The sequence below is a fragment of the Mesorhizobium sp. M0833 genome, assembly GCF_040319905.1.
In the GTDB taxonomy this organism is placed as follows: Bacteria; Pseudomonadota; Alphaproteobacteria; order Rhizobiales; family Rhizobiaceae; genus Mesorhizobium.
In genome coordinates this window covers 247133-270163 of record NZ_JAMYOQ010000004.1, presented here as the reverse complement: position 1 = coordinate 270163, position 23031 = coordinate 247133, and the positions used below count along the sequence as shown (strand labels likewise).

Annotated in this window: 18 protein-coding genes and 1 other RNA gene; 17 read left to right on the top strand and 2 right to left on the bottom strand. The window is 63.2% G+C overall.

Annotated features, from left to right (window positions below; translation table 11 throughout):
- Positions 1-11: 11 nt before the first annotated feature.
- The gene (locus tag NKH98_RS07255) at positions 12-3887 is read right to left on the bottom strand and encodes a hydantoinase B/oxoprolinase family protein (RefSeq protein ID WP_352897443.1); all 3876 of its coding nucleotides are present in this window, start codon (positions 3885-3887) and stop codon (positions 12-14) included.
- Positions 3888-4061: 174 nt separating this feature from the next.
- Between NKH98_RS07255 and NKH98_RS07250 the strand changes: the two genes are divergently transcribed.
- The 5 genes from NKH98_RS07250 to rnpB all read left to right on the top strand — a co-directional run bounded on the left by NKH98_RS07250 (position 4062) and on the right by rnpB (position 7386).
- A complete protein-coding gene (locus tag NKH98_RS07250) occupies positions 4062-4268 on the top strand; it encodes a hypothetical protein (protein WP_352897371.1) in 207 nt (68 codons plus the stop codon).
- 247 nt (positions 4269-4515) lie between these two features.
- A complete protein-coding gene (locus tag NKH98_RS07245) occupies positions 4516-5235 on the top strand; it encodes a J domain-containing protein (protein ID WP_254819001.1) in 720 nt (239 codons plus the stop codon).
- Positions 5232-5999, top strand: coding sequence for an N-acetylmuramoyl-L-alanine amidase (locus NKH98_RS07240; RefSeq protein ID WP_352808122.1), 768 nt, complete (start codon positions 5232-5234; stop codon positions 5997-5999). The genes NKH98_RS07245 and NKH98_RS07240 overlap by 4 nt, the downstream gene beginning before the upstream one ends.
- A gap of 185 nt (positions 6000-6184) precedes the next feature.
- Complete coding sequence (locus NKH98_RS07235) at positions 6185-6928, top strand: lytic transglycosylase domain-containing protein (RefSeq protein WP_352808123.1); 744 nt, start codon at positions 6185-6187, stop codon at positions 6926-6928.
- 59 nt (positions 6929-6987) lie between these two features.
- An RNA gene (rnpB, locus tag NKH98_RS07230) (RNase P RNA component class A) lies at positions 6988-7386 on the top strand.
- Positions 7387-7618: 232 nt separating this feature from the next.
- Here rnpB and NKH98_RS07225 read toward each other — a convergent pair.
- Positions 7619-8734, bottom strand: coding sequence for a cystathionine gamma-lyase (locus NKH98_RS07225; RefSeq protein WP_352897369.1), 1116 nt, complete (start codon positions 8732-8734; stop codon positions 7619-7621).
- A 405-nt stretch (positions 8735-9139) separates the two neighbouring features.
- Here NKH98_RS07225 and mraZ point away from each other — a divergent pair, with 405 nt between their 5' ends.
- The 12 genes from mraZ to murB are packed head-to-tail and all read left to right on the top strand — an operon-like array spanning position 9140 to position 22850.
- Positions 9140-9598: a division/cell wall cluster transcriptional repressor MraZ gene (gene mraZ, locus NKH98_RS07220; protein WP_254818997.1), complete on the top strand. Its 459-nt coding sequence runs from the start codon at positions 9140-9142 to the stop codon at positions 9596-9598.
- Positions 9595-10626 carry a 16S rRNA (cytosine(1402)-N(4))-methyltransferase RsmH gene (gene rsmH / locus NKH98_RS07215; RefSeq protein WP_352897367.1) on the top strand — a complete coding sequence of 344 codons (1032 nt, stop codon included), beginning with the start codon at positions 9595-9597 and terminating at the stop codon, positions 10624-10626. The genes mraZ and rsmH overlap by 4 nt, the downstream gene beginning before the upstream one ends.
- A 4-nt stretch (positions 10627-10630) precedes the next feature.
- Entirely contained in the window at positions 10631-11008 is a 378-nt protein-coding gene (gene ftsL, locus NKH98_RS07210) for a cell division protein FtsL (RefSeq protein WP_254818995.1), read from the top strand.
- Positions 11005-12750: a peptidoglycan D,D-transpeptidase FtsI family protein gene (locus NKH98_RS07205; RefSeq protein WP_352897365.1), complete on the top strand. Its 1746-nt coding sequence runs from the start codon at positions 11005-11007 to the stop codon at positions 12748-12750. The genes ftsL and NKH98_RS07205 overlap by 4 nt, the downstream gene beginning before the upstream one ends.
- A 54-nt stretch (positions 12751-12804) precedes the next feature.
- Entirely contained in the window at positions 12805-14259 is a 1455-nt protein-coding gene (locus NKH98_RS07200; RefSeq protein ID WP_352897363.1) for a UDP-N-acetylmuramoyl-L-alanyl-D-glutamate--2,6-diaminopimelate ligase, read from the top strand.
- Positions 14256-15689: a UDP-N-acetylmuramoylalanyl-D-glutamyl-2,6-diaminopimelate--D-alanyl-D-alanine ligase gene (locus tag NKH98_RS07195; protein ID WP_352897362.1), complete on the top strand. Its 1434-nt coding sequence runs from the start codon at positions 14256-14258 to the stop codon at positions 15687-15689. Before NKH98_RS07200 ends, NKH98_RS07195 begins: the two co-directional genes overlap by 4 nt.
- A 24-nt stretch (positions 15690-15713) precedes the next feature.
- Positions 15714-16796, top strand: a complete 1083-nt coding sequence (gene mraY / locus NKH98_RS07190) for a phospho-N-acetylmuramoyl-pentapeptide-transferase (protein WP_352687574.1) — start codon at positions 15714-15716, stop codon at positions 16794-16796.
- Between the two features lie 8 nt (positions 16797-16804).
- Positions 16805-18205, top strand: coding sequence for a UDP-N-acetylmuramoyl-L-alanine--D-glutamate ligase (gene murD, locus NKH98_RS07185; RefSeq protein WP_352897360.1), 1401 nt, complete (start codon positions 16805-16807; stop codon positions 18203-18205).
- Positions 18205-19356, top strand: a complete 1152-nt coding sequence (gene ftsW, locus NKH98_RS07180) for a putative lipid II flippase FtsW (RefSeq protein ID WP_023676765.1) — start codon at positions 18205-18207, stop codon at positions 19354-19356. The genes murD and ftsW overlap by 1 nt, the downstream gene beginning before the upstream one ends.
- Position 19357: 1 nt before the next feature.
- Positions 19358-20485, top strand: a complete 1128-nt coding sequence (murG, locus tag NKH98_RS07175) for an undecaprenyldiphospho-muramoylpentapeptide beta-N-acetylglucosaminyltransferase (protein ID WP_352505599.1) — start codon at positions 19358-19360, stop codon at positions 20483-20485.
- Entirely contained in the window at positions 20482-21888 is a 1407-nt protein-coding gene (gene murC, locus NKH98_RS07170) for a UDP-N-acetylmuramate--L-alanine ligase (protein ID WP_352644712.1), read from the top strand. Before murG ends, murC begins: the two co-directional genes overlap by 4 nt.
- Positions 21885-22850, top strand: a complete 966-nt coding sequence (gene murB / locus NKH98_RS07165) for a UDP-N-acetylmuramate dehydrogenase (protein WP_352897358.1) — start codon at positions 21885-21887, stop codon at positions 22848-22850. The genes murC and murB overlap by 4 nt, the downstream gene beginning before the upstream one ends.
- Positions 22851-23031 lie beyond the last annotated feature (181 nt).

The window sequence follows — 23031 nt, the reverse complement described above, 5'->3', positions numbered from 1 at the left end:
TTGATGCGAGTTCAGGCTTCGCCAAATCCGCCTGCGGTGGGTGTCATCACAATGACTGCCTCGCCGGCGTCGAGCACCGTTTGATCGCAGGCTTTCAGCGTCTCGATCGCGCCGGTCTTGCGGCGAACCTTGGTCGAGCCGGCTTCGCCGTCGCCGCCGCCGTCCAGGCCTTGCGGCGGTCGGTTGCGATGCGAGGACAGGATCGCGCATTCCATCTTTTCGAGGAAGCGAATGATGCGCTTGGTGCCGTCGCCGGCATTCCATTTGCCTTTGCCGCCGGAGCCTTCGCGGATATGAAAATCCTCGAGCAATACCGGGAAACGCAGTTCCAGCACTTCCGGATCGGTCAGGCGCGAATTGGTCATATGGGTGTGGACGCCGGAGGTGCCGGCAAAGCCGCGGCCGTCGTTCATCCGGCCGGCCGGCGAGCCCGAGCAGATCGTCTCGTAATACTGGTACTGCTTGTTGCCGAAGGTGAGATTGTTCATCGTGCCTTGCGCATTGGCCATCGCCCTCATGGCGCCGAACAGCGCGTTGGTGACATGTTGCGAGGTCTCGACATTACCGGCCACGACTGCCGCGGGATATGTGGGCTTCAGCATCGAGCCGTCGGGAATGATGATGTTGATCGGCCGCAGACATCCGGCATTCATCGGGATGTTGTCTTCGACCATGACGCGGAAGGCATAAAGCACCGCGGCTCGGGCGACCGGCTCTGGCGCATTGAAATTGTTCTTCATGACCGGCGACGTGCCGGTGAAGTCGACGGTGGCTTCGCGCTTCCGCCGGTCGATAGTGATCTTCACTGTGATCTTTTGCCCGGTGTCGGTCGGATATTCGTATTCGGAACTGTCGGGCAGCCGCTCCAGCACGCGGCGCACGCTTTCGGCGGCATTGTCCTGAACATGGCCCATGTAGGCTTCGACCACATCGAGGCCGAAATGCGCGACCATCTTGCGCAGCTCGGCGACGCCCTTTTCGTTCGCGGCGATCTGCGCCTTGAGGTCGGCGATGTTCTGGTGCGGATTGCGCGCCGGGTAGGGGTGGTCGGTGAGCAGCGTCTCCAGGTCCTTCTCGCGGAACCGGCCGCGATCGACGATGCGGAAATTGTCAAACAGCACGCCTTCCTCGTTGACCGTGGTGGCAAGCGGCGTCATCGACCCGGGCGCGGTGCCGCCGATGTCGGCGTGGTGGCCACGCGAGGCGACGTAGAAGAGAATGAGGGGTTCCTCCCTCCTTGAGGGGGAGGTGCCGCCGAAGGCGGCGGAGGGGGTCGCCGCGGCAGTGCTCGACGTGCTTGTGGTGCCTCCTGAGACGACCCCACCGGGCCGCTCCGCGGCCACCCTCCCCTCAAGGGGGAGGGAAAAAACAGGCGTCACCACGGTGATATCAGGCAGATGCGTGCCGCCATTGTAAGGCGCGTTCAGCGCAAAGACGTCGCCGGGGTGAATGTCGCCGGAATTGAGCCGGATGATGGTCTCCACCGAGCGATCCATGGAGCCGAGATGCACCGGCATGTGCGGTGCATTGGCGACCAGCGCGCCGTTCCGGTCGAAGACGGCGCAGGAGAAATCAAGCCGCTCCTTGATATTGACGGAATAGGCAGTGTTTTGCAGCGTTACGCCCATCTGTTCGGCGATCGACATGAACAGGTTGTTGAAGACCTCCAGCATCACTGGATCGGCTTCGGTGCCGAGTGCGGCGTGCCGGCGCTTCTTCTCGACGCGCCGCATCAATACGTGGTCCTTGGCGGTGATCTCGGCCTGCCAGCCCGGCTCGACGACAATGGTCTGGTTCGGCTCGATGATCAAAGCAGGGCCGGCGATCTTGTTACCAGGCTTCAGTGTTTCGCGAGGGAAGATGCCAGCGTCGCGCCAGACGCCGTCGACAAAGATTTTCCGGTTCCCGGAAGGACTTGCGGCCATATCTGCAACAACTGAATCGCTTTCATCGCGGCCGGTGCCGCCGGTGTCGGTACCTTCGACGCCGATCGATTCGACGATCATCGGCTTGTCGTCGTAGACAAAGCCGAACTGCGCCTTGTGCGCCGATTCGAAGTCCGTCTTGGCCTGCGCGATCGAGCCGTGACCAAAGTTCACAGGCAGCGCAGTATCGGTGCCGTCATAGCGGACCTGCAGCACCGGCTTCGAGGCGACCGCGTCTTCGGCGATGCCTTGTGCGGCGAGTTCGTCGATGACGGCTTTGCGCAGCGTTGCGATGAGTTCATCGATCGCCGCCCCGGAGTCCTCCACCAGCGGCTTCAGCAGCGCCTGCTGGCGTGACGCAAATACAGAGGACAGGCCGATGCCGTATGCCGATAGCAGGCCGGAGAACGGATGGATCAGCACCGCCTCCATGCCCAGCGCATCGGCAACCAGGCAAGCGTGCTGGCCGCCGGCGCCGCCGAAACAGTTCAGGAGGTATTCGGTGACGTCGTAGCCGCGCTGCACGGAAATCTTCTTGATGGCGTTGGCCATGTTTTCGACGGCGACGGTGACGAACCCCTCGGCGACGGCTTCCGGCGAGCGGCCGTCGCCGATCTCGGCGGCAAGGGCCGTGAATTTTTCGCGAACCGTCTGCACGTCGAGCGGTTCGTCCTGCCCCGGTCCAAAAATAGCCGGGAAGAACTCGGGCTGCAGCTTGCCCAGCATGACATTGGCGTCGGTGACGGCCAGCGGACCGCCGCGCCGGTAGGCGGCCGGGCCGGGGTTGGCGCCGGCCGAATCCGGCCCGGCGCGAAAGCGGCCGGCCTCGTAATGCAGGATCGAGCCGCCGCCGGCGGCGACGGTGTGGATGCGCATCATCGGCGCACGGATGCGCACGCCGGCGACCTCGGTGTCGAAGGCGCGCTCGTAGTCGCCATCATAGTGGGCGACATCGGTGGAGGTGCCGCCCATGTCGAAGCCGATGACCTTGCCGAAACCGGCGAGTTTTGCCGTCTCGACCATGCCGACGACGCCGCCGGCCGGGCCGGACAACAGCGCATCCTTGCCCTGGAACATATCGGCGGCGGTGAGGCCGCCCGACGACATCATGAACATGAGGCGAGGAGATTCCCTCCCCCTTGAGGGGAGGGTGGCGGCGAAGCCGCCGGGTGGGGTCGTTGCGGCAGTGCTCAACGTTCTGGCGGTGCCTTCTGAGATGACCCCCTCTGGCCGCTGCGCGGCCATCTCCCCCTCGAGGGGGGAGAAAACTCCCAGTTCCCCTGCCACCCTTTGCACATACCTTGCCAGGATCGGCGAAAGATAGGCGTCCACCACCGTGGTGTCGCCGCGGCCGACCAGCTTGATCAGCGGCGAGACCTCGTGGCTGACCGAGACCTGGGAGAATCCGAGCTTTCGACAGACTTTGGCGACGGCCTTTTCGTGCTCGGGGTGTTTCCAGGCATGCATGAAGACGATCGCGACCGCATCGATGCCGTCCGCCTTGGCTTGCTCAATAGCCGGGCGTACGGAAGCAATGTCGAGCAGGCGCTCGATACTGCCGTCGGCGCGAACCCGTTCGTCGATTTCGACGACACGCTCATAGAGCTGTTCGGGAAGGATGATCTGCTTGGCAAAGATATCGGGCCTGGCCTGATAGGCGATCCTCAGCGCATCGCGGAAGCCTTTGGTGATGAGCAGCAGCACGCGGTCGCCCTTGCGCTCCAGAAGCGCATTGGTGGCGACCGTGGTGCCCATCTTGACATCGCCGATCAGCGCGGAGGGGATCGGGGCGCCGGGCTGGACGCCGAGCAGTTCGCGAATGCCCTGGATGGCTGCATCGGCATAGACTTCGGGATTTTCCGAAAGGAGTTTCCTTGGATGCAGCCCGCCTTGCGGGTCCCGGCCGATGACGTCGGTGAAGGTACCGCCGCGGTCGATCCAGAAATCCCATTTTGCGGTCATGGCAGCGCCTCCGGGCATTTTCATTTAGGCATCCTGTTAGTGCTCAACGCTTTGTACGGCCAAGCGCTTGATGTTACACGCGGAAACGCAACGTTACGAAACTCATCATGATCTGACGCATTGTGCCCTCGATCGTCGCCGGTAACGGTGGCGTGATTAGAGGAGAGATATATCATGAAGAAACTCATTCTTGCGTCGGTCTCGGCGCTTGCCTTGCTTGGCGTTGCGGCCTGCAGCGATAGCGGCACCGACAACACCACGACGCAGAGCACCAACCCGCCGGTATCCGACCAGACGATGAAGCCGGCTACTCCTGACGCCAACAAGCCTGCCGAGCCGGCTCCGGCTCCGGCGCCTGCGCCGGCTGCCCCGGCGCAGTAGTCGCAGTAGTCAACGTGACAACCAAGAAAGGCCGGCCTCACACGCCGGCCTTTCCGCTGCTTACGATACCCGCGCATTGTGGCCGAGTGCGACGACGCGGGTTTGCGTGCAGCGGTTTCCGTCTGCCGATTTCCATGGGCAAGCACTAGCGCCAGCCGCCTCAGGCATTGCGCCAAATCGATTGGGCCAGCCCCTGCGGCACTGTCTTGGCTTGATAGCGATGGGTGGTTGGCCCTATGAAGCCCCCATGTCGATTTGGGACCGCCTCGGCGACTTCGTCACACGCGTTTCATCTTCAGCGTCGTCAGGCGTCGCCGAAGTGGTCGAAGCCGTGCGTACGGTTTTCTCCGGCGATGCCGATTTGCGCCGGCGCGTTGCCTTCTCGGTGGCGATGATCGCGCTTTCGGCCAAGATGGCCAAGGCAGACGGCATCGTCACGCAAGACGAGGTGCGCGCCTTCCAGGAAATATTCGAGGTGCCGAAGGAACAGAGGCGCAATGTGGCGCGGCTCTACGATTTGGCCAAACGCGACATTGCCGGTTTCGAGACCTATGCCGAGCGGATGGCGCAGCTTTGCGGTTCGGGCCATACCAACTGCCTGATGCTCGAGGATATACTCGACGGGCTGTTCCACATTGCCAAGGCCGACGGGCTGGTGCATGAGCGCGAGGGCGAATTCCTGCATCGCATCGCCGAGATCTTCCGCATCGATGAGGCGCATTACCAGAGCATCCTGGCGCGGCATGTCGATCTGGGTGCCGCCGACCCCTATGTCGTGCTCGGCATCGAGCGTGGGAAGCCGTTCGACGAGGTCCGCAGGCGCTACCGCAAGCTGGTTTCCGACAATCATCCGGATCGGCTGATCGCACGCGGCCTGCCGCAGGAATTCATCAAGATCGCAACGACCAGGCTGGCGGCGATCAACGCGGCCTATGAAATGATCGAGCGAGGCCTGCGGCACGCATGAGCGGCTTTCCGCCCGACGAGCCGAGCGCCGAGGTCAGGGTATCGCCGAATTTCGGACCGCGGCGCGGGACGCCCGGACCCGATATGATCGTGCTGCACTACACCGGCATGGCAACCGGGGCCGCTGCCGAGGCATGGTTGTGCGATCCGGCAAGCGAGGTGTCGTCGCACTATCTGGTCCATGAGGACGGCCGCATTGTTCAGATGGTAAGGGAAAGCGACCGCGCCTGGCATGCCGGCAAGAGCTCGTGGTTCGGACAGAGCGACATCAACTCCTGTTCGATCGGCATCGAGATCGTCAATCCGGGGCATACGCTCGGCTATCGCAACTTTCCAAAACCGCAGATCGACGCGGTGATCGGCCTGTGCGCCGGCATCGTCAAGCGCCATCCTATTCCGGCGCAGCGGGTGCTCGCCCATTCCGACGTGGCACCGGGGCGCAAGGTCGATCCGGGCGAGAAATTTCCATGGAAAGCCTTGTTTGCTGCGGGCATCGGCCATGTTGTGCCGGCAGCACCGATCCGGCGCGGCGCCGTGCTGAAGCCAGGCGATACCGGCGCCGATGTTGAGGCACTGCAGTCGATGCTGGCGCTTTATGGTTATGGCGTCGAGATCACCGGCGCTTTCGACCGGCAGACCGAAATCGTGGTCGAGGCATTTCAACGGCATTTCCGGCAGCGCCTGGTCGACGGCGTGGCTGACGGATCGACGATCCGCACGCTGGAAAGGCTGCTCGCTTCCGCAAGGATAGCCTCTCTCAAATAACCTTTTGCCAGATTAAAAGTTACAATCTGTTACTCAAAGTGACTTGCGTCGCCTTCTTTGGCGCCAATTCCGTCGTCAAAGGCGATCCGTACAGATTGTCGGACGTCTATCCCCCCAGATGTTCCGATGTTGATTGAGGGTATCTGCGCGAAGTTCTTTGTGCGGATCAAACAGAACAGGATCACATGCAGAAATTGACCGTTTTAACGGCAGCCATTGCTGCCGGCGTAATGACTTTTGCCTTCAGTGCGGCAAACAGCGCACCGTTGAGTCAGCGGGCCGATCAGGGCTTCAGTGCCGCAGCCGGCAAAACCGCCATGCCGAAGGGTGGTGCAAAAGTAGAGAAGACCGCCATCGCGAAAGTGGAAAAAGCGGCCCCGGTAAGGACGAAAAAGCCAGTCTCCGCGAAAAGGCCAACCGCTGCGAGAAAGACAATCGCCAAACAGCATGTGAAGCGTAACCGCAAACGCATCGACCGCATAGCAACGGCGTCAGTCGCTCCGAAGAGCAGGCCAGCGCCCCAGGCGGCGGTTGTCGACGGCGGCGGACAGTATTCGGCGATCATTGCGCGTTATGCCGCCAGCTATGGCGTGCCGGTGTCGCTCGCCAATGCCGTCATCAAGATCGAAAGCAACTACCAGCCGAACCAGGTCGGCAGCGCTGGCGAGATCGGCCTGATGCAGATCAAGCCGGCGACGGCAAGAATGATGGGCTATAGCGGTTCGGTTCAGGGTCTCTACGATCCCGATACCAACATCAAATACGGCATGAAGTACCTTGCCATGGCGCGGGATCTCGGCGGCGGCACGACCTGCGGCACGATCCTGAAATACAATGCCGGCCACGCCGCCACACGGATGAACCCGGTGTCCGCAGCCTATTGCGGCAAGGTCAAGGTGCAACTGGCAGCGCTTGGAGCGCCCGCCTGACAAGGGATAACTTGCTTTTTCGTTTGCGTTTTCGGGCCCGAACCCCTTTATACGCCTTGCCAGCTGGCCGGGCGGCCGCACCCGCGAAGCCGAAAGGCTGCGGGTGAGGAAAGTCCGGGCTCCATGGAGACACGGTGCCGGTTAATGGCCGGCGGGGGCGACCCCAGGGAAAGTGCCACAGAAAGCAAACCGCCACGATCCAATCGTGGCAAGGGTGAAAGGGTGGGGTAAGAGCCCACCGCGCGACTGGCAACAGGAGCGGCACGGTAAACCCCACCGGGAGCAAGACCGAATAGGGACGGTGCGAGGGGAAACCCTCGAGGGCTGTTTCCGGCTCACCGTCCGGGTAGGTTGCGTGAGGCGCATGGCAACATGCGCCCAAGATGAATGGCCGCCGCGTTCTCGCCCCGCAAGGGGCGAGGGCCATACAGAACCCGGCTTACAGGCCAGCTGGCAGTTTTCTACCCATGTCGCGCGAGACAGCGAGGCTGCGGCCGATCGATTGCTCGATCGGATCGAAGCCCGCTGGCAGCAAGTGGCCACTTATCCCTTCTCAGCTGCGCGCGCGAAGACATCGCGCCCGGCATCCGTCACCTGATCGTCGGCGAATACCTCACCCTGTATCGTGTCGTCGAAGAGGCGATCGAAATCGTTCGCGTCCTCCACGGCCGGCGCAAGATCGACGCCGGCTCAGCCACCGATTGCATCTAGCGACGCTTCGATCGCTTGCCAAAGCTCTTCTACCGGCTCGCAGCCGACCGACAGGCGAACGAAGCCGGGCGGAACGGCATCTCCCCTTTTTGATCGCCGTTCGGCCGAGGTGTGCACGCCGCCGAACGATGTCGCGGCCTGCATCAAGGCGCAATTGTTGATGAAATCCTCGGCCTTGTCCTCCGAGGCGAGCACGAACGAGATGAGAAAGCCGAAGCGCTCCATCTGGGCGCGGGCAAGATTGTGCGATGGGTCGCTCTCCAGTCCCGGAAAGCGCAAGCCGCTGATAGCGCGATGGTTTTTCAGCCGTTGCGCTATCATTTCGGCGGAAGTGCACATGCGGTCGAAGCGCACGTCCAGCGTTTCGAGGCCGCGATGCACCAGCCATGCCTCGAACGGCCCGGGGATGGCGCCCGACGTCTCGCGCCAGTCGGTCACCCTCGAGACAATGTCCGCGTCGCGGCTGGCGACATGGCCGAACAGCACATCGGAATGGCCGTTTGGTGCCTTGGTGTCGGCAGCAATGACGATATCTGCGCCGAGATCGAGCGGGCGCTGGCCGAAAGGTGTCATCGTCGTGTTGTCGACCACAAGCACCGCACCCGCTCTATGCACGGCTTCGGCGACGGCTGCGATGTCGCATATGTCCAGGCCTGGGTTGGCGGGTGTTTCGACGAAAGCAAGCCGATAGCCGTCGAAGCCGCCGTCGAGGAAGCTCGACGTCGGCCGGACATCGTAGGCAACGCCGAAGGATTTCAGAAAACGGTCTGCCAGCGCTCGCGTCGTATGATAACCGTCGGACGGCAGCAGGATACGGTCGCCGGCTTTGAGCAGGCCGAAAAATACCGCCGAGATGGCAGCCATTCCCGAGGGAAAGGCGACGCATGGGGCGTCTTCCAAATGCGCCAGCATGTGCTCGACCGCATCCCAGGTCGGATTGCTGAAGCGGCCATATTGATCGAAGCCGGTGGCGTCGCCGGGCGCATGAAAGATGGCGGCCATGGTCAGGGGCAAGGGGATCGGGTCGCCCTTGGCCAGCCCGCCGCGGCGCAGATGGGGAAGTGCTGCGGCGCGTGACTTGGCTGTATCGGACATGATTTCAAACCTCGTTACTGACCGGAAAAGGAGATGCCGAGGCTATGCGCGGCAGCGATCCGCAGCAAGTCGGCTCCGGTGGGCCACACGGCTCTAAACGCTTCGTTAGGCTTAATAGACGATAAAGACGGGAGTGCCGTCAAAGCTGCTCTCCCCAGTTGTGGCAGGCGCGTTTTGAAGACTGTTCCCGTTGACGCCCATAACACCCCATGATATCCCATTCCGATACTCAAGCCTTCGTTCCGTGTCAGGGTGAAGCGTACGCCAATCGGGCAGCCGCGGCGGCTGCGCGTTTGCCTGCGTTCGCCCGTCATAACGAAGTGGGTTTTGGACGCCGACCGGGCTGGGGCGGCGCGGACAGGAAGATGCAGAGGGGTGCGGCGGCGCAAGCGGCCGTAACGCGTAATGGACCGGTTTCTGTCGAACGCGGTGAACAGGATCGATGCGAAGGGACGGGTGTCCGTGCCGGCGCATTTCCGTGCCGTTGTGCAGAAACGCGGCTATTCGGAACTTTATGCGCTACGCTGCCTGGATCGCCCGGCGATGGATGTCGGTGGGCTCGACCTGCTCGATCGCTACGAGCAGCGCATCGCCCAGGAAGACCCGTTCCTGCAGACGGCGGACGACATGTCGTTCTTCTGCCATGGCGATGGAACGTTTCTGAAGCTCGACCAGGACGGCCGTATCACGATGAGCGATTTCATTCGCGAGCATACCGGCATTTCAGCGGAAGTGGCCTTCGTTGGCCGCGGCAATTTCTTTCAGATCTGGGAGCCCGGACGGCTCAGCGCCTATGGGACGGAAGCACGCGCCCGGCTTTTGCAGCTTCGGCAGGGGACGAAGCCCGGGGAGCGGCCGGAATGATGGCGGGCGACGGCGATGAAGTTCATGCCGCTGGCGGACCAGCCCGCCACATTCCGGTCCTCCTTGCCGAAGTTCTGGAGGCGCTGGCCCCGACAAAAGGCGAGGTGATCGTCGACGGCACGTTCGGTGCCGGCGGCTACACCAAGGCCATTCTGGCAAGTGGAGCCTCGGTCGTCGCCATCGACCGCGATCCGGATGCGATCGCGGCGGGGCGGGCCCTTGAACAGCAGTCCGGCGGCAAGCTCAGGCTTGTCCAGGCACCGTTCTCGACGCTCGACGAGCAGGTTGAAAGTGCCGATGGCGTCGTGCTCGACATCGGCATCTCCTCCATGCAGATCGACCAGCCGGAGCGCGGCTTTTCGTTCCGGGCCGATGGACCGCTCGACATGCGCATGGCGCAGGCGGGCCTGAGCGCCGCCGACGTCGTCAACACCTTCAAGGTGGGCGATCTTGCCCGCATCTTCGGTTTTCTCGGCGAGGAACGCCATGCCGGGCGCATCGCCCGCATGATCGAAAGCCGTCGCGAAAAACGCCCCTTCGAGCGCACGCTCGACCTTGCCGATGCCATCGAGACGCATATCGGTCGCGCGCCGAAAGACAAGATCCATCCGGCCACCCGCGTTTTCCAGGCGCTGCGCATCTTCGTCAATGACGAGCTCGGCGAACTGGCCAAGGCACTGTTTGCCGCCGAGCGCGTGCTGAAACCGGGCGGGCGGCTTGCCGTGGTGACCTTCCATTCCCTGGAGGACCGCATTGTCAAGCGCTTCATCGCCGACAGAGCCGATTCAGCGACCGGATCGCGGCATCTGCCCGAGGCCCAGGCGCGCACCGCCACCTTCACCAAGAAGGGCGGCGGCGTGACGCCTGGCGATGCCGAGATATCCGAAAATCCGCGGGCGCGCTCGGCAAGGCTGCGCGCTGCGATCCGTACAGAGGCGCCGGCGCGTGCCGGCGATTTTTCGATTTTCGGCCTGCCAAAACTGCCTGGCCCAAAGCTTCCCGGCGCCGATCGACCGGGAGAGAGGTGAGCACGTGTTTCGTACCAGCGACATAGTCCTGATCGCCGTCATGGTTTCGGCGGCTGCCCTGACCTACAAGACCAAGCGCGAGGCCGAGGAGCAACTGGCGGCGGTGCACAAGATCCAGGCGCAGATCCGTTATGAAGAGGACACGATCGACCTGCTCAAGGCGGACTGGAGCCTGCTTACCCAGCCGTCGCGCCTGCAAAAGCTCACCGAAATCTACAAATCGCAACTCGGACTCGAGCCGGTCAATGCGCGGCAGATCGTCGGGCTGGACGATCTGCCGGCGAAGCCCGTCAACATCGAGGACCTTTCATCGCAGCGGCTGGGCGGCATGGCCGATGTCGGCGGCAAGGATCCCGTGGTGACCGGAGGCATCATCCAATGATCAGCGGATTTCCAATCGCCACCAGATTTCCAAAGGTTGGGAAGCTGCTGAAGCGCGGTTCGAAGCCCGGTGGGGGCGGATCGATCGTCGTCGAAGGAGCCCGCAAGGCGACCGGTGGCAAGGGCAGGACCCGCATCGTCATGACGATGGCGGTGTTCTTCGGCATCTATTCGACCATTGCCGGGCGGTTGGTCTATCTGGGTTTCCAGAATCCCGACCTGTCGGGCGGCCCGCAGAGCCGGGTGACGGCATCGCGACCCGACATCGTCGACCGTAACGGCGAAGTGCTGGCGACCGACATCAAGACGGCGTCGCTGTTTGCTGAGCCGCGCCGCATCGTCGATGCCGACGAGGCGATCGAAAAACTGTCGACGGTGCTTCCCGAGATCGACTACGAGCAGACATACAACAAGCTGAAGAGCGGCGCCGGCTTCGTCTGGCTGCAGCGGCAACTGACGCCGAAGCAGCAGGCCGACATCATGCAGCTCGGCATCCCCGGCTTCGGCTTCCGCACCGAAAAGCGCCGGTTCTATCCGGCCGGCGAAACCTCGTCCTACATTGTCGGCCTCACCAACATCGACAATCAGGGCATCTCCGGCATGGAGAAATACATAGACGAACAAGGCCTGAGCGACCTTCAGGCGTCGGGCCTGGCGGTGGCCAAGGATTTGAAACCGGTGCAGCTCTCGATCGACCTGCGCGTCCAGCATATCGTGCGCGACGAGGTCGCCACCGGCATGGAAAAGTACCACGCGATCGCGGCGGGCGCCGTCGTGCTCAACGTCAAGACCGGCGAGGTGCTGGCGATGGCCTCCGTTCCGGATTTCGATCCGAACAACCCCTATAATGCGCAGGACAAGGACCGGCTCAACCGAATGTCCGCAGGCCTCTACGAAATGGGGTCGACCTTCAAGAGCTTCACCACCGCCATGGCGCTCGATTCCGGCAAGATAACGCTGCAAAGCCGCTTCGACGCGTCGCGCCCGATCAGGATCGGCCATCAAACCATCCATGATTTCCATGCCAAGGGCCGGATACTGTCAGTTCCGGAAGTGTTCATCTACTCGTCCAATATCGGTTCTGCCAAGGAAGCCGAAGCGGTTGGCATCGACGGACACCGCGAATTCCTGCATCGCCTGGGAATCCTCGAGAAGATGCAGACTGAACTGCCGGAAGTCGCTCGGCCGACCGAGCCCAAGGTCTGGAAGCAGGTCAATTCGATCACCATCGCCTTCGGCCACGGCGTGTCGACGACTCCGCTACAGACAGCGGTCGGCTGCGCCGCGCTGATGAATGGCGGCTATCTGATGGACCCAACCTTCCTGCCTCGCACGCAGGAGCAGGCGATGGCGGTGGCCAAGAAAGTGGTCAGCGACAAGACGGTCGAGGGCATGCGCTATCTCTATGCGCTCAATGCCGAAAAGGGATCCGGTCGCAATGCACGGGTGCCAGGATACCGGGTGGGCGGCAAGACGGGAACGGCGGAGAAGGTCGTCAACGGCCGCTACTCGAAGGAAAAGAATTTCAACGCCTTCGTTGCAGCTTTCCCGATGGACGATCCGCAATACATAGTGCTTACGATCGCCGACGAACCGAAGCCGGAAAAGCCCGGCATGGGTGCTACGGCCGCCTCGAACGCGGGCATCATGGCTGCAAACATCATCCGACGTGCGGCTTCCATGCTTGGCGTGAAGCCAGATTTCAGCCATGAAAATGGTGCAACGCTGGTTTCCTATCAGTGATTCTTCGGGCGCGCCGGCAACTGCGCGCTATTTTGTTGCGATGAACGGGGTTCGATGAAGCTGAAAAATCTAGCCGGTATCCTGCCTGTCGATGGGACAGCTCCCTTCGACATGGAGGTTACAGGGATTTCGTCGGATTCCCGCCAGGTAACAGAGGGCGTCGTCTTTTTCGCGCTCACCGGCTCCAAGGCGGATGGCGCAGCCTATGCAGCCGACGCCGCAAGCCGCGGCGCCGCAGCGATCGTGGTCGGCAAGGGCAGTGCGGTCGCCGGGCTGCCAGTGCCGGTTCTTGTCGTAGACGATCCGCGCCTTGCGCTGGCGCAGAGTGCGGCCCGTTATTTCGGCAAGCAACCGCAAACCATGGTCGCGGTGACCGGAACCAGCGGCAAGACCTCGGTCGCCGCATTCACCCGGCAGATATGGGAGCAGGCGGGTTTCGCCGCCGCCTCGATCGGCACGACCGGCGTGGTGGCGCCGGGCCGCAACGAATATGGCTCGCTGACCACACCGGATCCGGTGGCACTGCACAGGCTGCTCAAGGAGCTGGCGCAGGCCGGCGTCACCCACGCCTCAATGGAGGCGTCCAGCCATGGCCTCGACCAGCGCCGGCTCGACGGCGTCAAGCTTGCGGCCGGCGGCTTCACCAATCTCGGCCGCGACCATATGGACTATCATCCGACGGTCGAGGACTATCATCGCGCCAAATTGCGTCTGTTCGACGCGCTGCTGCCGAAGGGCGCGCCGGCCGTTATCTTTGCCGACGCCCCGTGGTCGGAGCCGACGATCAAGGCGGCGCATGCAGCGGGACTGAACGTGCTGACGGTCGGACGCCACGGCGATTTCCTGCGGCTGAAGCGGGTCGAGCACGAGCGCCACCGCCAGCGCGCCGAGGTTGAAGCGGACGGCGTTCTCCATGAAGTCGACTTGCCGCTGGCTGGCGACTTCCAGATTGCAAATGCGCTGGTGTCGGCCGGCCTCGCCATTTCGACTGGAACATCTGTTGCCAAAGCGTTGATGGCGCTGGAGAAATTGAAGGGCGCGCCGGGACGGCTCGACCTTGTCGGGACGGCCGCCAACGGCGCGCCCGTCTATGTCGACTATGCTCATAAGCCGGATGCGCTGGAAAACGTGCTGGCTTCGGTGCGCCCCTTTACCACCGGCCGCGTCATCCTCGTATTCGGTTGCGGTGGCGACCGCGACCGGGGCAAGCGGCCGATCATGGGCGAGATCGCCACAAGGCTGGCCGATGTCGTCATCGTCACCGACGACAATCCCCGCTCGGAAGTCCCCGAGACGATCCGCGCCGCGATCCTGGCGGCTGCACCGGGGGCGATCGAGATCGGCGACCGGCGCAAGGCCATCCACCAGGCAGTCGGGATGCTTCACGCCGGCGATACGCTGATCGTGGCCGGCAAGGGCCATGAGGAAGGCCAGACCATCGGTGCCGAGACGCTGCATTTTTCCGATCACGAGGAAGTTCGCTCGGCGCTGCGGGAGCAAGCGGCGTGAGCTATCTGTGGACCTCCGAGGCGCTGGTTGCCGCCATGGATGGCCGGCCACTCGGCTCGATGCCTGAAGGCATCGCCGGCATTTCCATCGACAGCCGCAGCCTGCAGCCGGGAGACGCCTTCTTCGCCATCAAGGGCGAGGCCATGGACGGCCATGATTTCGTCACCGCCGCCATCAAGGCGGGCGCCGGCGTGCTGGTCGTCGCCGAGGGCAAGCTGCCGTCGCTGGGGCGGCTGACGGCACCGATGATCGTCGTGGAGGATGTGCTCGTCGCGCTGGAAAAGCTCGGCGTTATGGCGCGCGCACGCTCAAAGGCGAGGGTGATTGCCGTGACCGGATCGGCGGGCAAGACCACCACCAAGGAAGCCCTGCGCCACGCTCTCTCCGCGGTCGGTACCGTGCATGCATCGGCCCAGTCGTTTAACAATCACTGGGGTGTGCCGCTGACGCTGGCGCGCATGCCGCAGGATTGCGATTTTGCCGTCTTCGAGATCGGCATGAACCATCCGGACGAGATCCGGCCTCTGGTCAAGATGGTCCGGCCGCATGTCGCCATCATTACGCTGATCGCGGCCGCTCACCTCGGCTTCTTCCGCAACCTGGACGAGATCGCCAAGGCCAAGGCAGAGGTTTTCGAGGGACTGGAACCCGGCGGTGCCGCCCTTCTCAACCGCGACGATGCGCGCTGGAAGCTGCTGGAGAAGATGGCGAAAGAGGCCGGCGTCGAGCATGTTTACGGATTCGGCGAGAATGCCCGGGCGACCTTCAAACTGATCAAATGCGAACTCGATGCCGATCATTCCGTGATAACCGCCAAGATTGGCGGGCATGAGATCGTCGCCAGGATCGGCGCGCCGGGCCGCCATATGGTGCAGAATGTGCTGGCGGTGCTGGGTGCAGCGCATCTTGTCGGAGCCGACGTCACCAGGGTTGCGCAGGCGCTGGCCGATCTTTCGCCCGAACGCGGACGCGGCAAACGCTATATGTTGCGCCACCCCAAAGGGCCGATCACGCTGATCGACGAGAGCTACAACGCTAATCCGGCGTCGATGAGCGCTGCAATGGCGCTGCTTAACACGACGCCGGTGTCGGGCGAGGGCAGGCGCATTGCCGTGCTCGGCGATATGCTCGAGCTCGGCAGCCATTCGGCGAAATTGCATGCCGCCCTTGCGGACCTGATCGTCGGCACCGACACGCGCACAGTTTTTCTCGGCGGCCCGGAAATGCGGGCGCTGGCCGACGTTTTGCCCGGCGAGATCAGGACGGAGTACCGCGCCGGCGCGGAAGATCTGAAACCGGTGCTTCTGTCGGAGTTGAGGCCGGGCGACGTGGTTATGATCAAATCGTCGAAAGGCATCGGTTTTTCAAAGCTGGTCGAGGCATTGCTCGGCAAGTTTCCGGCGGAAGCCACAACCAGCAGACAGACCTAGGATCGGTCCGGGGGACGCAAGCGCATGTTAACACTGCTCGTCGAATTTGCGGACAAGATCTCGGTCTTCAACGTCTTCCGCTACATAACTTTCCGCACCGGCGGGGCACTGATCACGGCGGCGCTGATCGTGTTCATCTTCGGACCGACCATCATCAATTCGCTGAGGCTGCGGCAAGGCAAGGGACAGCCGATCCGCGCCGATGGGCCGCAGACGCATTTCAAGAAGGCGGGAACGCCGACCATGGGCGGGCTGATGATCCTGTCCGGCATCATCGGTTCGTCACTGCTGTGGGCGAACCTGTCGAGCATCTACGTCTGGGTAGTGATGCTGGTGACGCTGGGGTTCGGCTCGATCGGCTTTTACGACGACTACCTCAAGGTGACGAAGCAATCGCATCTCGGCTTTTCCGGCAAAGCGCGGCTGGGGCTCGAATTTGTCATCGCAGGCATCGCCGCCTGGGTGATCATGCATAACGGCCAGGCGCCGTTCTCGTCATCGTTGACATTCCCTTTCGCCAAGGAGTTTCTCGTCAATCTCGGCTGGTTCTTCATCCCGTTCTCGTGCTTCGTCATCGTCGGCGCCGGCAATGCGGTGAACCTGACCGACGGCCTCGACGGACTGGCGATTGTGCCGATCATGATCGCGGCGGCGTCCTTCGGCGTCATCGCCTATCTCTCCGGCAACGCGGTATTCGCCGAATATCTTCAGATCCATTTCGTGCCCGGTACCGGCGAACTGGCGGTGGTCCTTGGAGCGGTGATCGGCGCCGGGCTCGGCTTCCTGTGGTTCAATGCGCCGCCGGCGGCCATCTTCATGGGCGATACCGGCTCGCTGGCGCTGGGCGGGCTGATCGGCACGGTCGCGGTGGCGACCAAGCACGAGATCGTGCTGGTCATTGTCGGAGGCCTGTTCGTTGTCGAGATATTCTCGGTAATCATCCAGGTCGGCTACTTCAAGATGACCGGCAAGCGCGTCTTCCTGATGGCGCCGATCCACCATCATTTCGAAAAGCTCGGCTGGACCGAAAGCCAGGTGGTGATCCGCTTCTGGATCATCGCTGTCATCCTGGCGCTGGTCGGCCTGTCGACCCTGAAGCTCAGATAGGAGGCCGCTTGATCCCCGCCGCATCCTTTTCAGGCAAGCGCGTTTCGCTCTTCGGGCTCGGCGGCTCGGGGATCGCCACGGCGCGCGCGCTGATCGAAGGCGGCGCAGATGTGCTGGCCTGGGACGACAATCCCGACAGCGTCGCCAAGGCTGGCGCGGTCGGTATTGCAACCGCGGACCTGCGCGGCGCGGACTGGGCGAGGTTTTCCGCCTTCGTGCTGTCGCCCGGCGTGCCGCTGACGCACCCGAAGCCGCACTGGACTGTCGAGCTCGCGCGGGGCTCCGGCGTCGAGATCATAGGCGATATCGAGCTTTTCTGCCGCGAGCGGACGGCGCGGGCGCCGGAAGCACCTTTCATTGCGATCACCGGTACCAACGGCAAGTCGACGACCACGGCATTGACGGCGCACATACTCAAGTCGGCCGGGCGCGACACGCAGATGGGCGGCAATATCGGCCGCGCGGTGATGACGCTCGATCCGCCGCAGCCCCAGCGGCACTATGTGGTTGAATGCTCTTCCTACCAGATCGATCTTGCCCCCTCGATCAATCCGACGGCCGGCGTCCTGCTCAATCTGACGCCGGACCATCTCGACCGCCACGGCACGATGCAACACTACGCCTCGATCAAGGAGCGGCTGGTGGCCGGCAGCGAGACGGCAATCATCGGCGTCGACGATTCCTGGTGCGCCCAGATCGCGGACCGGCTGGAGCGGGCCGGCCGGCAGGTCATTCGGATTTCCAAGCGCCTGCCACTGACCGACGGTTATTTTGCCGACGGTACGAATTTAATGGAAGCCGTGCACGGCCGCTACAGCCGGGTCGCCTTCCTCGAAGGCATCGGCTCCTTGCGCGGCCAGCACAATGCGCAGAATGCACTGGCCGCCGCCGCCGCCTGCCTCAAGGTCGGGCTCGAACTCGGCGAGATCCAATCCGGACTGGAGAGTTTCCCGGGGCTGGCGCACCGCATGGAGCAGGTCGGCCGCAAAGGGCATGTGCTGTTCGTCAACGATTCCAAGGCGACCAATGCCGATGCCGCTGCACCGGCGCTGTCGAGCTTTGCGCGTATCCATTGGATTGCCGGCGGCCTGCCGAAGGAGGGTGGCATCGAGCCCTTGCGCGGCTTCTTCCCGCGCATCGCCAAGGCCTATCTGATCGGCGAAGCTGCACCGGCCTTTTCGGCGACGCTGGGCGAGGCGGTGCCTTACGAGATCTCAGGCACGTTGGCCGCGGCAGTCGAACACGCCGCCCGTGATGCAGCCAGGGATAGTAGCGGCGAAGCGGTGGTGCTGCTGTCGCCGGCCTGCGCCAGTTTCGACCAGTTCAAGAATTTCGAAGTGCGCGGCGAGGCGTTCAGGCAAGCCGTAACCGCCATTGATGGCGTGATGCCCATCGGAGGGACACGATAATGCAAAGCCGTCTCGACAAAAGCCCGGTTGCGACCTGGTGGTGGACGATCGATCGCTGGTTCCTGGCGGCGTTCCTGTCGCTGATGGGGCTCGGCATCGTTTTGTCCTTCGCCGCAAGCCCGGCGGTAGCCGAGCGCATTGGGCTCGACAGTTTCCACTTCGCGACGCGCCAGATCATCTTCACCATTCCGGCACTTGGGGTGATGCTGGCTGTCTCGTTCCTTGAATCCAGGCAGATCCGGCGCATGGCGCTGGTCATGCTGTGCATCATGCTGTTTCTGATGGTGGCAGTGCTCTATATCGGCGTCGAGGTGAAGGGCGCGCGGCGCTGGGTGTCGCTTGCCGGCCTGTCGATCCAGCCATCCGAGTTCCTGAAACCGGCCTTCGTCATCATCTGCGCCTGGCTGTTCGCCGAGCACAAGCGGCAGCCCGACATTCCCGGCAATCTGTTCGCCATGTTGCTGCTTGCACTGGTTATCTCGCTGCTGGTGGCGCAGCCTGACCTGGGGCAGACTATGCTGGTGCTCGGCACCTGGGGGGTGATGTTCTTCATGGCCGGGTTGCCGTGGCTGTGGATCGTCGCGCTGGGTGCTGCCGGCGTCGGCGGCGTGTTCGCCGCCTATGCGGTGTTCCCGCACGTTGCCGGCCGCATCGACCGCTTCATGACCGGCGAGGGCGACACGTTCCAGGTCGATATGGGCCGCGAGGCGCTGATCAATGGCGGCTGGTTCGGCGTCGGGCCGGGCGAGGGTACCGTCAAGCGGGTCATCCCCGACAGCCACGCCGACTTCGTCTTCTCCGTCGCCGGCGAGGAATTCGGGCTGATCATGTGTTTCTTCATCATGTCCATCTTCGGCTTCATCGTGCTGCGCGGTCTCAACACGGCGCTCAAGGAGCAGGACGATTTCACCCGCTACGCGGTTGGCGGCCTGGTCACGGTCTTCGGACTGCAGTCGGTCATCAACATGGCCGTCAATCTGCAGCTGATGCCGGCCAAGGGCATGACGCTGCCGTTCATCTCCTACGGCGGCTCTTCGCAGATCGCGATCGCCATCTCGATGGGCATGGTGCTGGCGCTGACGCGCAAGCGCCCGGAAAAGCGCAAGCAGCTGGGCTTCATGCCGTCGCCGCGTGCGATGCCGGCGGAGTGAGATGGCGAAGGGGGTCATCCTGCTGGCGGCAGGCGGCACGGGCGGACACCTGTTCCCGGCCGAGGCGTTGGCGCACGAACTGACCAGGCGCGGCTGGACGGTGCATCTGGCGACGGACGAGCGCGCCGAGCGCTTTACCGGACAGTTCCCGGCAGCCGCCATCCATCCGATCCAGTCGGCGACGATGGGGTCGAAAAATCCTTTTGCCGTGCTCGCCGCGTTTTGGAAAATCTGGCGCGGCGTGCGGCAGGCATCGGCCGTCATCGCCAGCATCAAGCCCGCCATCGTGGTCGGCTTCGGCGGTTATCCGACACTGCCGCCGCTTTACGCGGCGACCCGGCGCAAGGTGCCGACGCTGATCCACGAGCAGAATGCGGTGATGGGCCGCGCCAACCGCGCGCTTGCCGGCCGCGTCGACGCCATTGCCGGTGGGTTCCTGCCTGAAGACAGCAGTGCCGCAGGCGCCAAGACGGTGACCACCGGCAATCCGGTCAGACCGCAAGTGCTGGAGGCGGCGAAGACACCTTATGCCGCATCGGCCGGCGAAGAGCCGTTCCGATTGCTGGTGTTTGGCGGCAGCCAAGGCGCGCAGTTCTTTTCCGACGCGGTGCCGGCGGCAATCGCCCGGCTTTCCGACGCACAGCGCAGGCGGCTGGCGATCACACAGCAGGCGCGCGCCGACGATGTGACGCGGGTGAAAGCCGCCTATGCCGCACTTGGCATTGGGGCCGAGGTGTCGCCGTTCTTCACCGACATGGCAAAGCGGCTGGCGGCGGCGCATCTGGTGATGTCGCGCTCCGGCGCATCGACCGTATCGGAAATCGCGGTGATCGGCCGGCCGGCGCTGCTGGTGCCCTATCCGCACGCGCTCGACCACGACCAGGCGGCGAATGCGGCGGCCCTTGCGGCAGCGGGCGGCGCCGAGGTGCATCCGCAATCCACGCTTTCGCCCGAGCACATTGCTGCGTTGATCGGGGCCCTGATGGATGATCCGGGCAGGGCGGCGACAATGGCCGCGGCGGCGAAATCATCCGGAAAACCGGATGCCGCGCGGTTGCTCGCCGATCTGACAGAGGCTATTGCGTCCAGGAAATCCGTTTCGGAATTCAGGAAGGAGACGCACGAATGAAGATGCCACAGACGATCGGCCTCGTGCATTTCATCGGCATTGGCGGCATCGGCATGAGCGGCATCGCCGAGGTGCTGCACAATCTCGGCTACAAGGTGCAAGGGTCCGACCAGGCCGACAGCGCCAATGTGCAGCGGCTGCGCGACAAGGGCATCGAATGCTTCGTCGGCCACCAGGCCGAAAACCTCGGCGAGGCCGAGGTGGTCGTCGTCTCCACCGCAATCAAGAAATCCAATCCGGAACTGAAGGCGGCGAGAGAGAAGTTGCTGCCGATCGTGCGGCGCGCCGAAATGCTAGCCGAGTTGATGCGGTTCCGCCAAGCGGTCGCGATCGGCGGCACGCATGGCAAGACGACGACGACTTCGATGGTGGCGACGCTACTCGAAGCCGGCGGGCTCGACCCGACGGTGATCAATGGCGGCATCATCAATGCCTATGGCACCAATGCCCGCATGGGCGACGGCGAATGGATGGTGGTCGAGGCCGACGAGAGCGACGGCACGTTCCTCAGGCTGCCGGCCGAGATTGCCGTCGTCACCAATATCGACCCCGAGCATCTCGATCATTACGGCTCCTTCGACAAAGTGCGCGAGGCGTTTCGTCAGTTCGTCGAGAATGTGCCGTTCTACGGCTTCGGCGTGATGTGCACCGACCATCCCGAGGTGCAGGCGCTGGTCGCCCGCATCGAGGACCGGCGCGTCATCACCTATGGCGAAAATGCGCAGGCCGACGTGCGCTTCACCAATCACCGCATGGACGGCCCGACCTCGGAATTCGACGTGGTGATCCGCGATCGCAAGACGCACGGCCAGATAACGATATCAGGTCTGCGGCTACCCATGCCCGGACGTCACAATGTCTCCAATGCGACGGCGGCGATTGCCGTCGCGCATGAGCTCGGCCTTTCGGCTGAGGCAATCAAGAAGGGCCTGTCGTCCTTCGCTGGCGTCAAGCGGCGTTTCACCCATACCGGTTCGTGGAACGGTGTCGATGTGTTCGACGATTACGGTCATCATCCAGTCGAGATCACGGCGGTACTGAAGGCCGCGCGCAGCGCCACCAAGGGCCGCATCATCGCCGTTACCCAACCGCACCGCTTCACCCGGCTGCGCGATCTGTTCGACGAGTTTTCCGTCTGCTTCAACGACGCCGATACGGTAATGGTGGCGCCCGTCTATGCGGCCGGCGAGGAACCGATCGACGGCGTTACGTCCGACGCACTGGTGTCGCGCATCCGCTCCGGCGGCCATCGCGACGCACGCTACATCGAAGGTCCGGCGGCGATTGCGCCGATCGTGCGCGAAGTGACGAAGCCGGGCGATTTCGTGGTTTTCCTCGGCGCCGGCAACATCACTCAATGGGCCTATGCGCTGCCCAAGGAACTCGGCGGGACCATCTCATGATGCGCGGCCAGGCGTTGATCGAGAAGCTTGGCGACCGGCTTTCCGGACTGCGCGGCCGCATCACGCCCAATGCCGAGATGGACAAGATCACCTGGTTTCGAGCCGGCGGGCTCGCGGACGCATTGTTTCAGCCGGCCGACGAGGACGATCTTGCCACGTTCCTGAAGGCGGTGCCCGAGGAAATACCACTGACCATCGTCGGCGTCGGCTCGAACCTGCTTGTCCGTGACGGCGGCATTGCGGGCTTTGTCATCCGGCTTTCGGCCAAAGGCTTTGGCGAGACCGAAGTGATTGCGCCGACCATGATCAAGGCGGGCGCCGCAACGCCCGACAAGCGCCTTGCGGCCGTCGCATACGAGGCCGGCATTGGTGGCTTTCATTTCTACCACGGCATTCCCGGCGCCATTGGCGGAGCGCTGAGGATGAACGCCGGCGCCAACGGCGTCGAGACACGCGAGCGTGTGGTCGAGGTGCGGGCACTCGACCGCAAGGGCAATGTTCATACGCTGAGCAATGCCGACATGGGCTATGCCTATCGCCATTCAGCGGCGCCGTCGGGGCTGATCTTCACATCGGCGCTGCTCGAAGGCGTTCCCGAGGACAAGGCGGCGATCAAGGCCGCGATGGATGCTGTCCAGAACCATCGCGAGACCGTGCAGCCGATCCGCGAAAAAACCGGGGGCTCGACCTTCAAGAATCCCGAGGGCACCTCGGCCTGGAAGGAAATCGACAAGGCCGGCTGCCGCGGCCTGATGGTCGGCGGGGCGCAGATGTCGCCGATGCATTGCAACTTCATGATCAACACCGGAACCGCCACCGGCTACGAGCTTGAATATCTCGGCGAGACGGTGCGTGCGCGCGTGCTCGAAAAATCAGGCATCCGGCTGCAGTGGGAGATCAAGCGCATCGGTAATTTTCGGCCGGGCCACGCGGTCCAGGAATTTCTCGGGCAGTTGCTTTAGGCAAGTCGACCGCCGTTGCTTTTCGGACTCATGAATTCACATTTTGCTGCCGTTTTTGCGGAAAGTGAATCCATCGGAATCGTAAGCACTTGCCAGCGAATCAACTCTCTGATTCTCTGCCCTGAAGCGTTTCCTGATTTGAGTCGTTTCGACGCGTTGCTCGCGTTTCCGTCTGGGGGGC

Coding starts and splice junctions, on each gene's coding strand:
- NKH98_RS07255 (WP_352897443.1), bottom strand. CDS start 3,887: ATGACCGCAAAATGGGATTTCTGGATCGACCGCGGCGGTACCTTCACC.
- ftsW (WP_023676765.1), top strand. CDS start 18,205: ATGCAAAGCCGTCTCGACAAAAGCCCGGTTGCGACCTGGTGGTGGACG.
- murC (WP_352644712.1), top strand. CDS start 20,482: ATGAAGATGCCACAGACGATCGGCCTCGTGCATTTCATCGGCATTGGC.
- murB (WP_352897358.1), top strand. CDS start 21,885: ATGATGCGCGGCCAGGCGTTGATCGAGAAGCTTGGCGACCGGCTTTCC.
- NKH98_RS07240 (WP_352808122.1), top strand. CDS start 5,232: ATGAGCGGCTTTCCGCCCGACGAGCCGAGCGCCGAGGTCAGGGTATCG.
- rsmH (WP_352897367.1), top strand. CDS start 9,595: ATGATGGCGGGCGACGGCGATGAAGTTCATGCCGCTGGCGGACCAGCC.
- mraZ (WP_254818997.1), top strand. CDS start 9,140: ATGGACCGGTTTCTGTCGAACGCGGTGAACAGGATCGATGCGAAGGGA.
- NKH98_RS07235 (WP_352808123.1), top strand. CDS start 6,185: ATGCAGAAATTGACCGTTTTAACGGCAGCCATTGCTGCCGGCGTAATG.
- murG (WP_352505599.1), top strand. CDS start 19,358: ATGGCGAAGGGGGTCATCCTGCTGGCGGCAGGCGGCACGGGCGGACAC.
- NKH98_RS07200 (WP_352897363.1), top strand. CDS start 12,805: ATGAAGCTGAAAAATCTAGCCGGTATCCTGCCTGTCGATGGGACAGCT.
- NKH98_RS07250 (WP_352897371.1), top strand. CDS start 4,062: ATGAAGAAACTCATTCTTGCGTCGGTCTCGGCGCTTGCCTTGCTTGGC.
- NKH98_RS07205 (WP_352897365.1), top strand. CDS start 11,005: ATGATCAGCGGATTTCCAATCGCCACCAGATTTCCAAAGGTTGGGAAG.
- NKH98_RS07225 (WP_352897369.1), bottom strand. CDS start 8,734: ATGTCCGATACAGCCAAGTCACGCGCCGCAGCACTTCCCCATCTGCGC.
- NKH98_RS07245 (WP_254819001.1), top strand. CDS start 4,516: ATGTCGATTTGGGACCGCCTCGGCGACTTCGTCACACGCGTTTCATCT.
- mraY (WP_352687574.1), top strand. CDS start 15,714: ATGTTAACACTGCTCGTCGAATTTGCGGACAAGATCTCGGTCTTCAAC.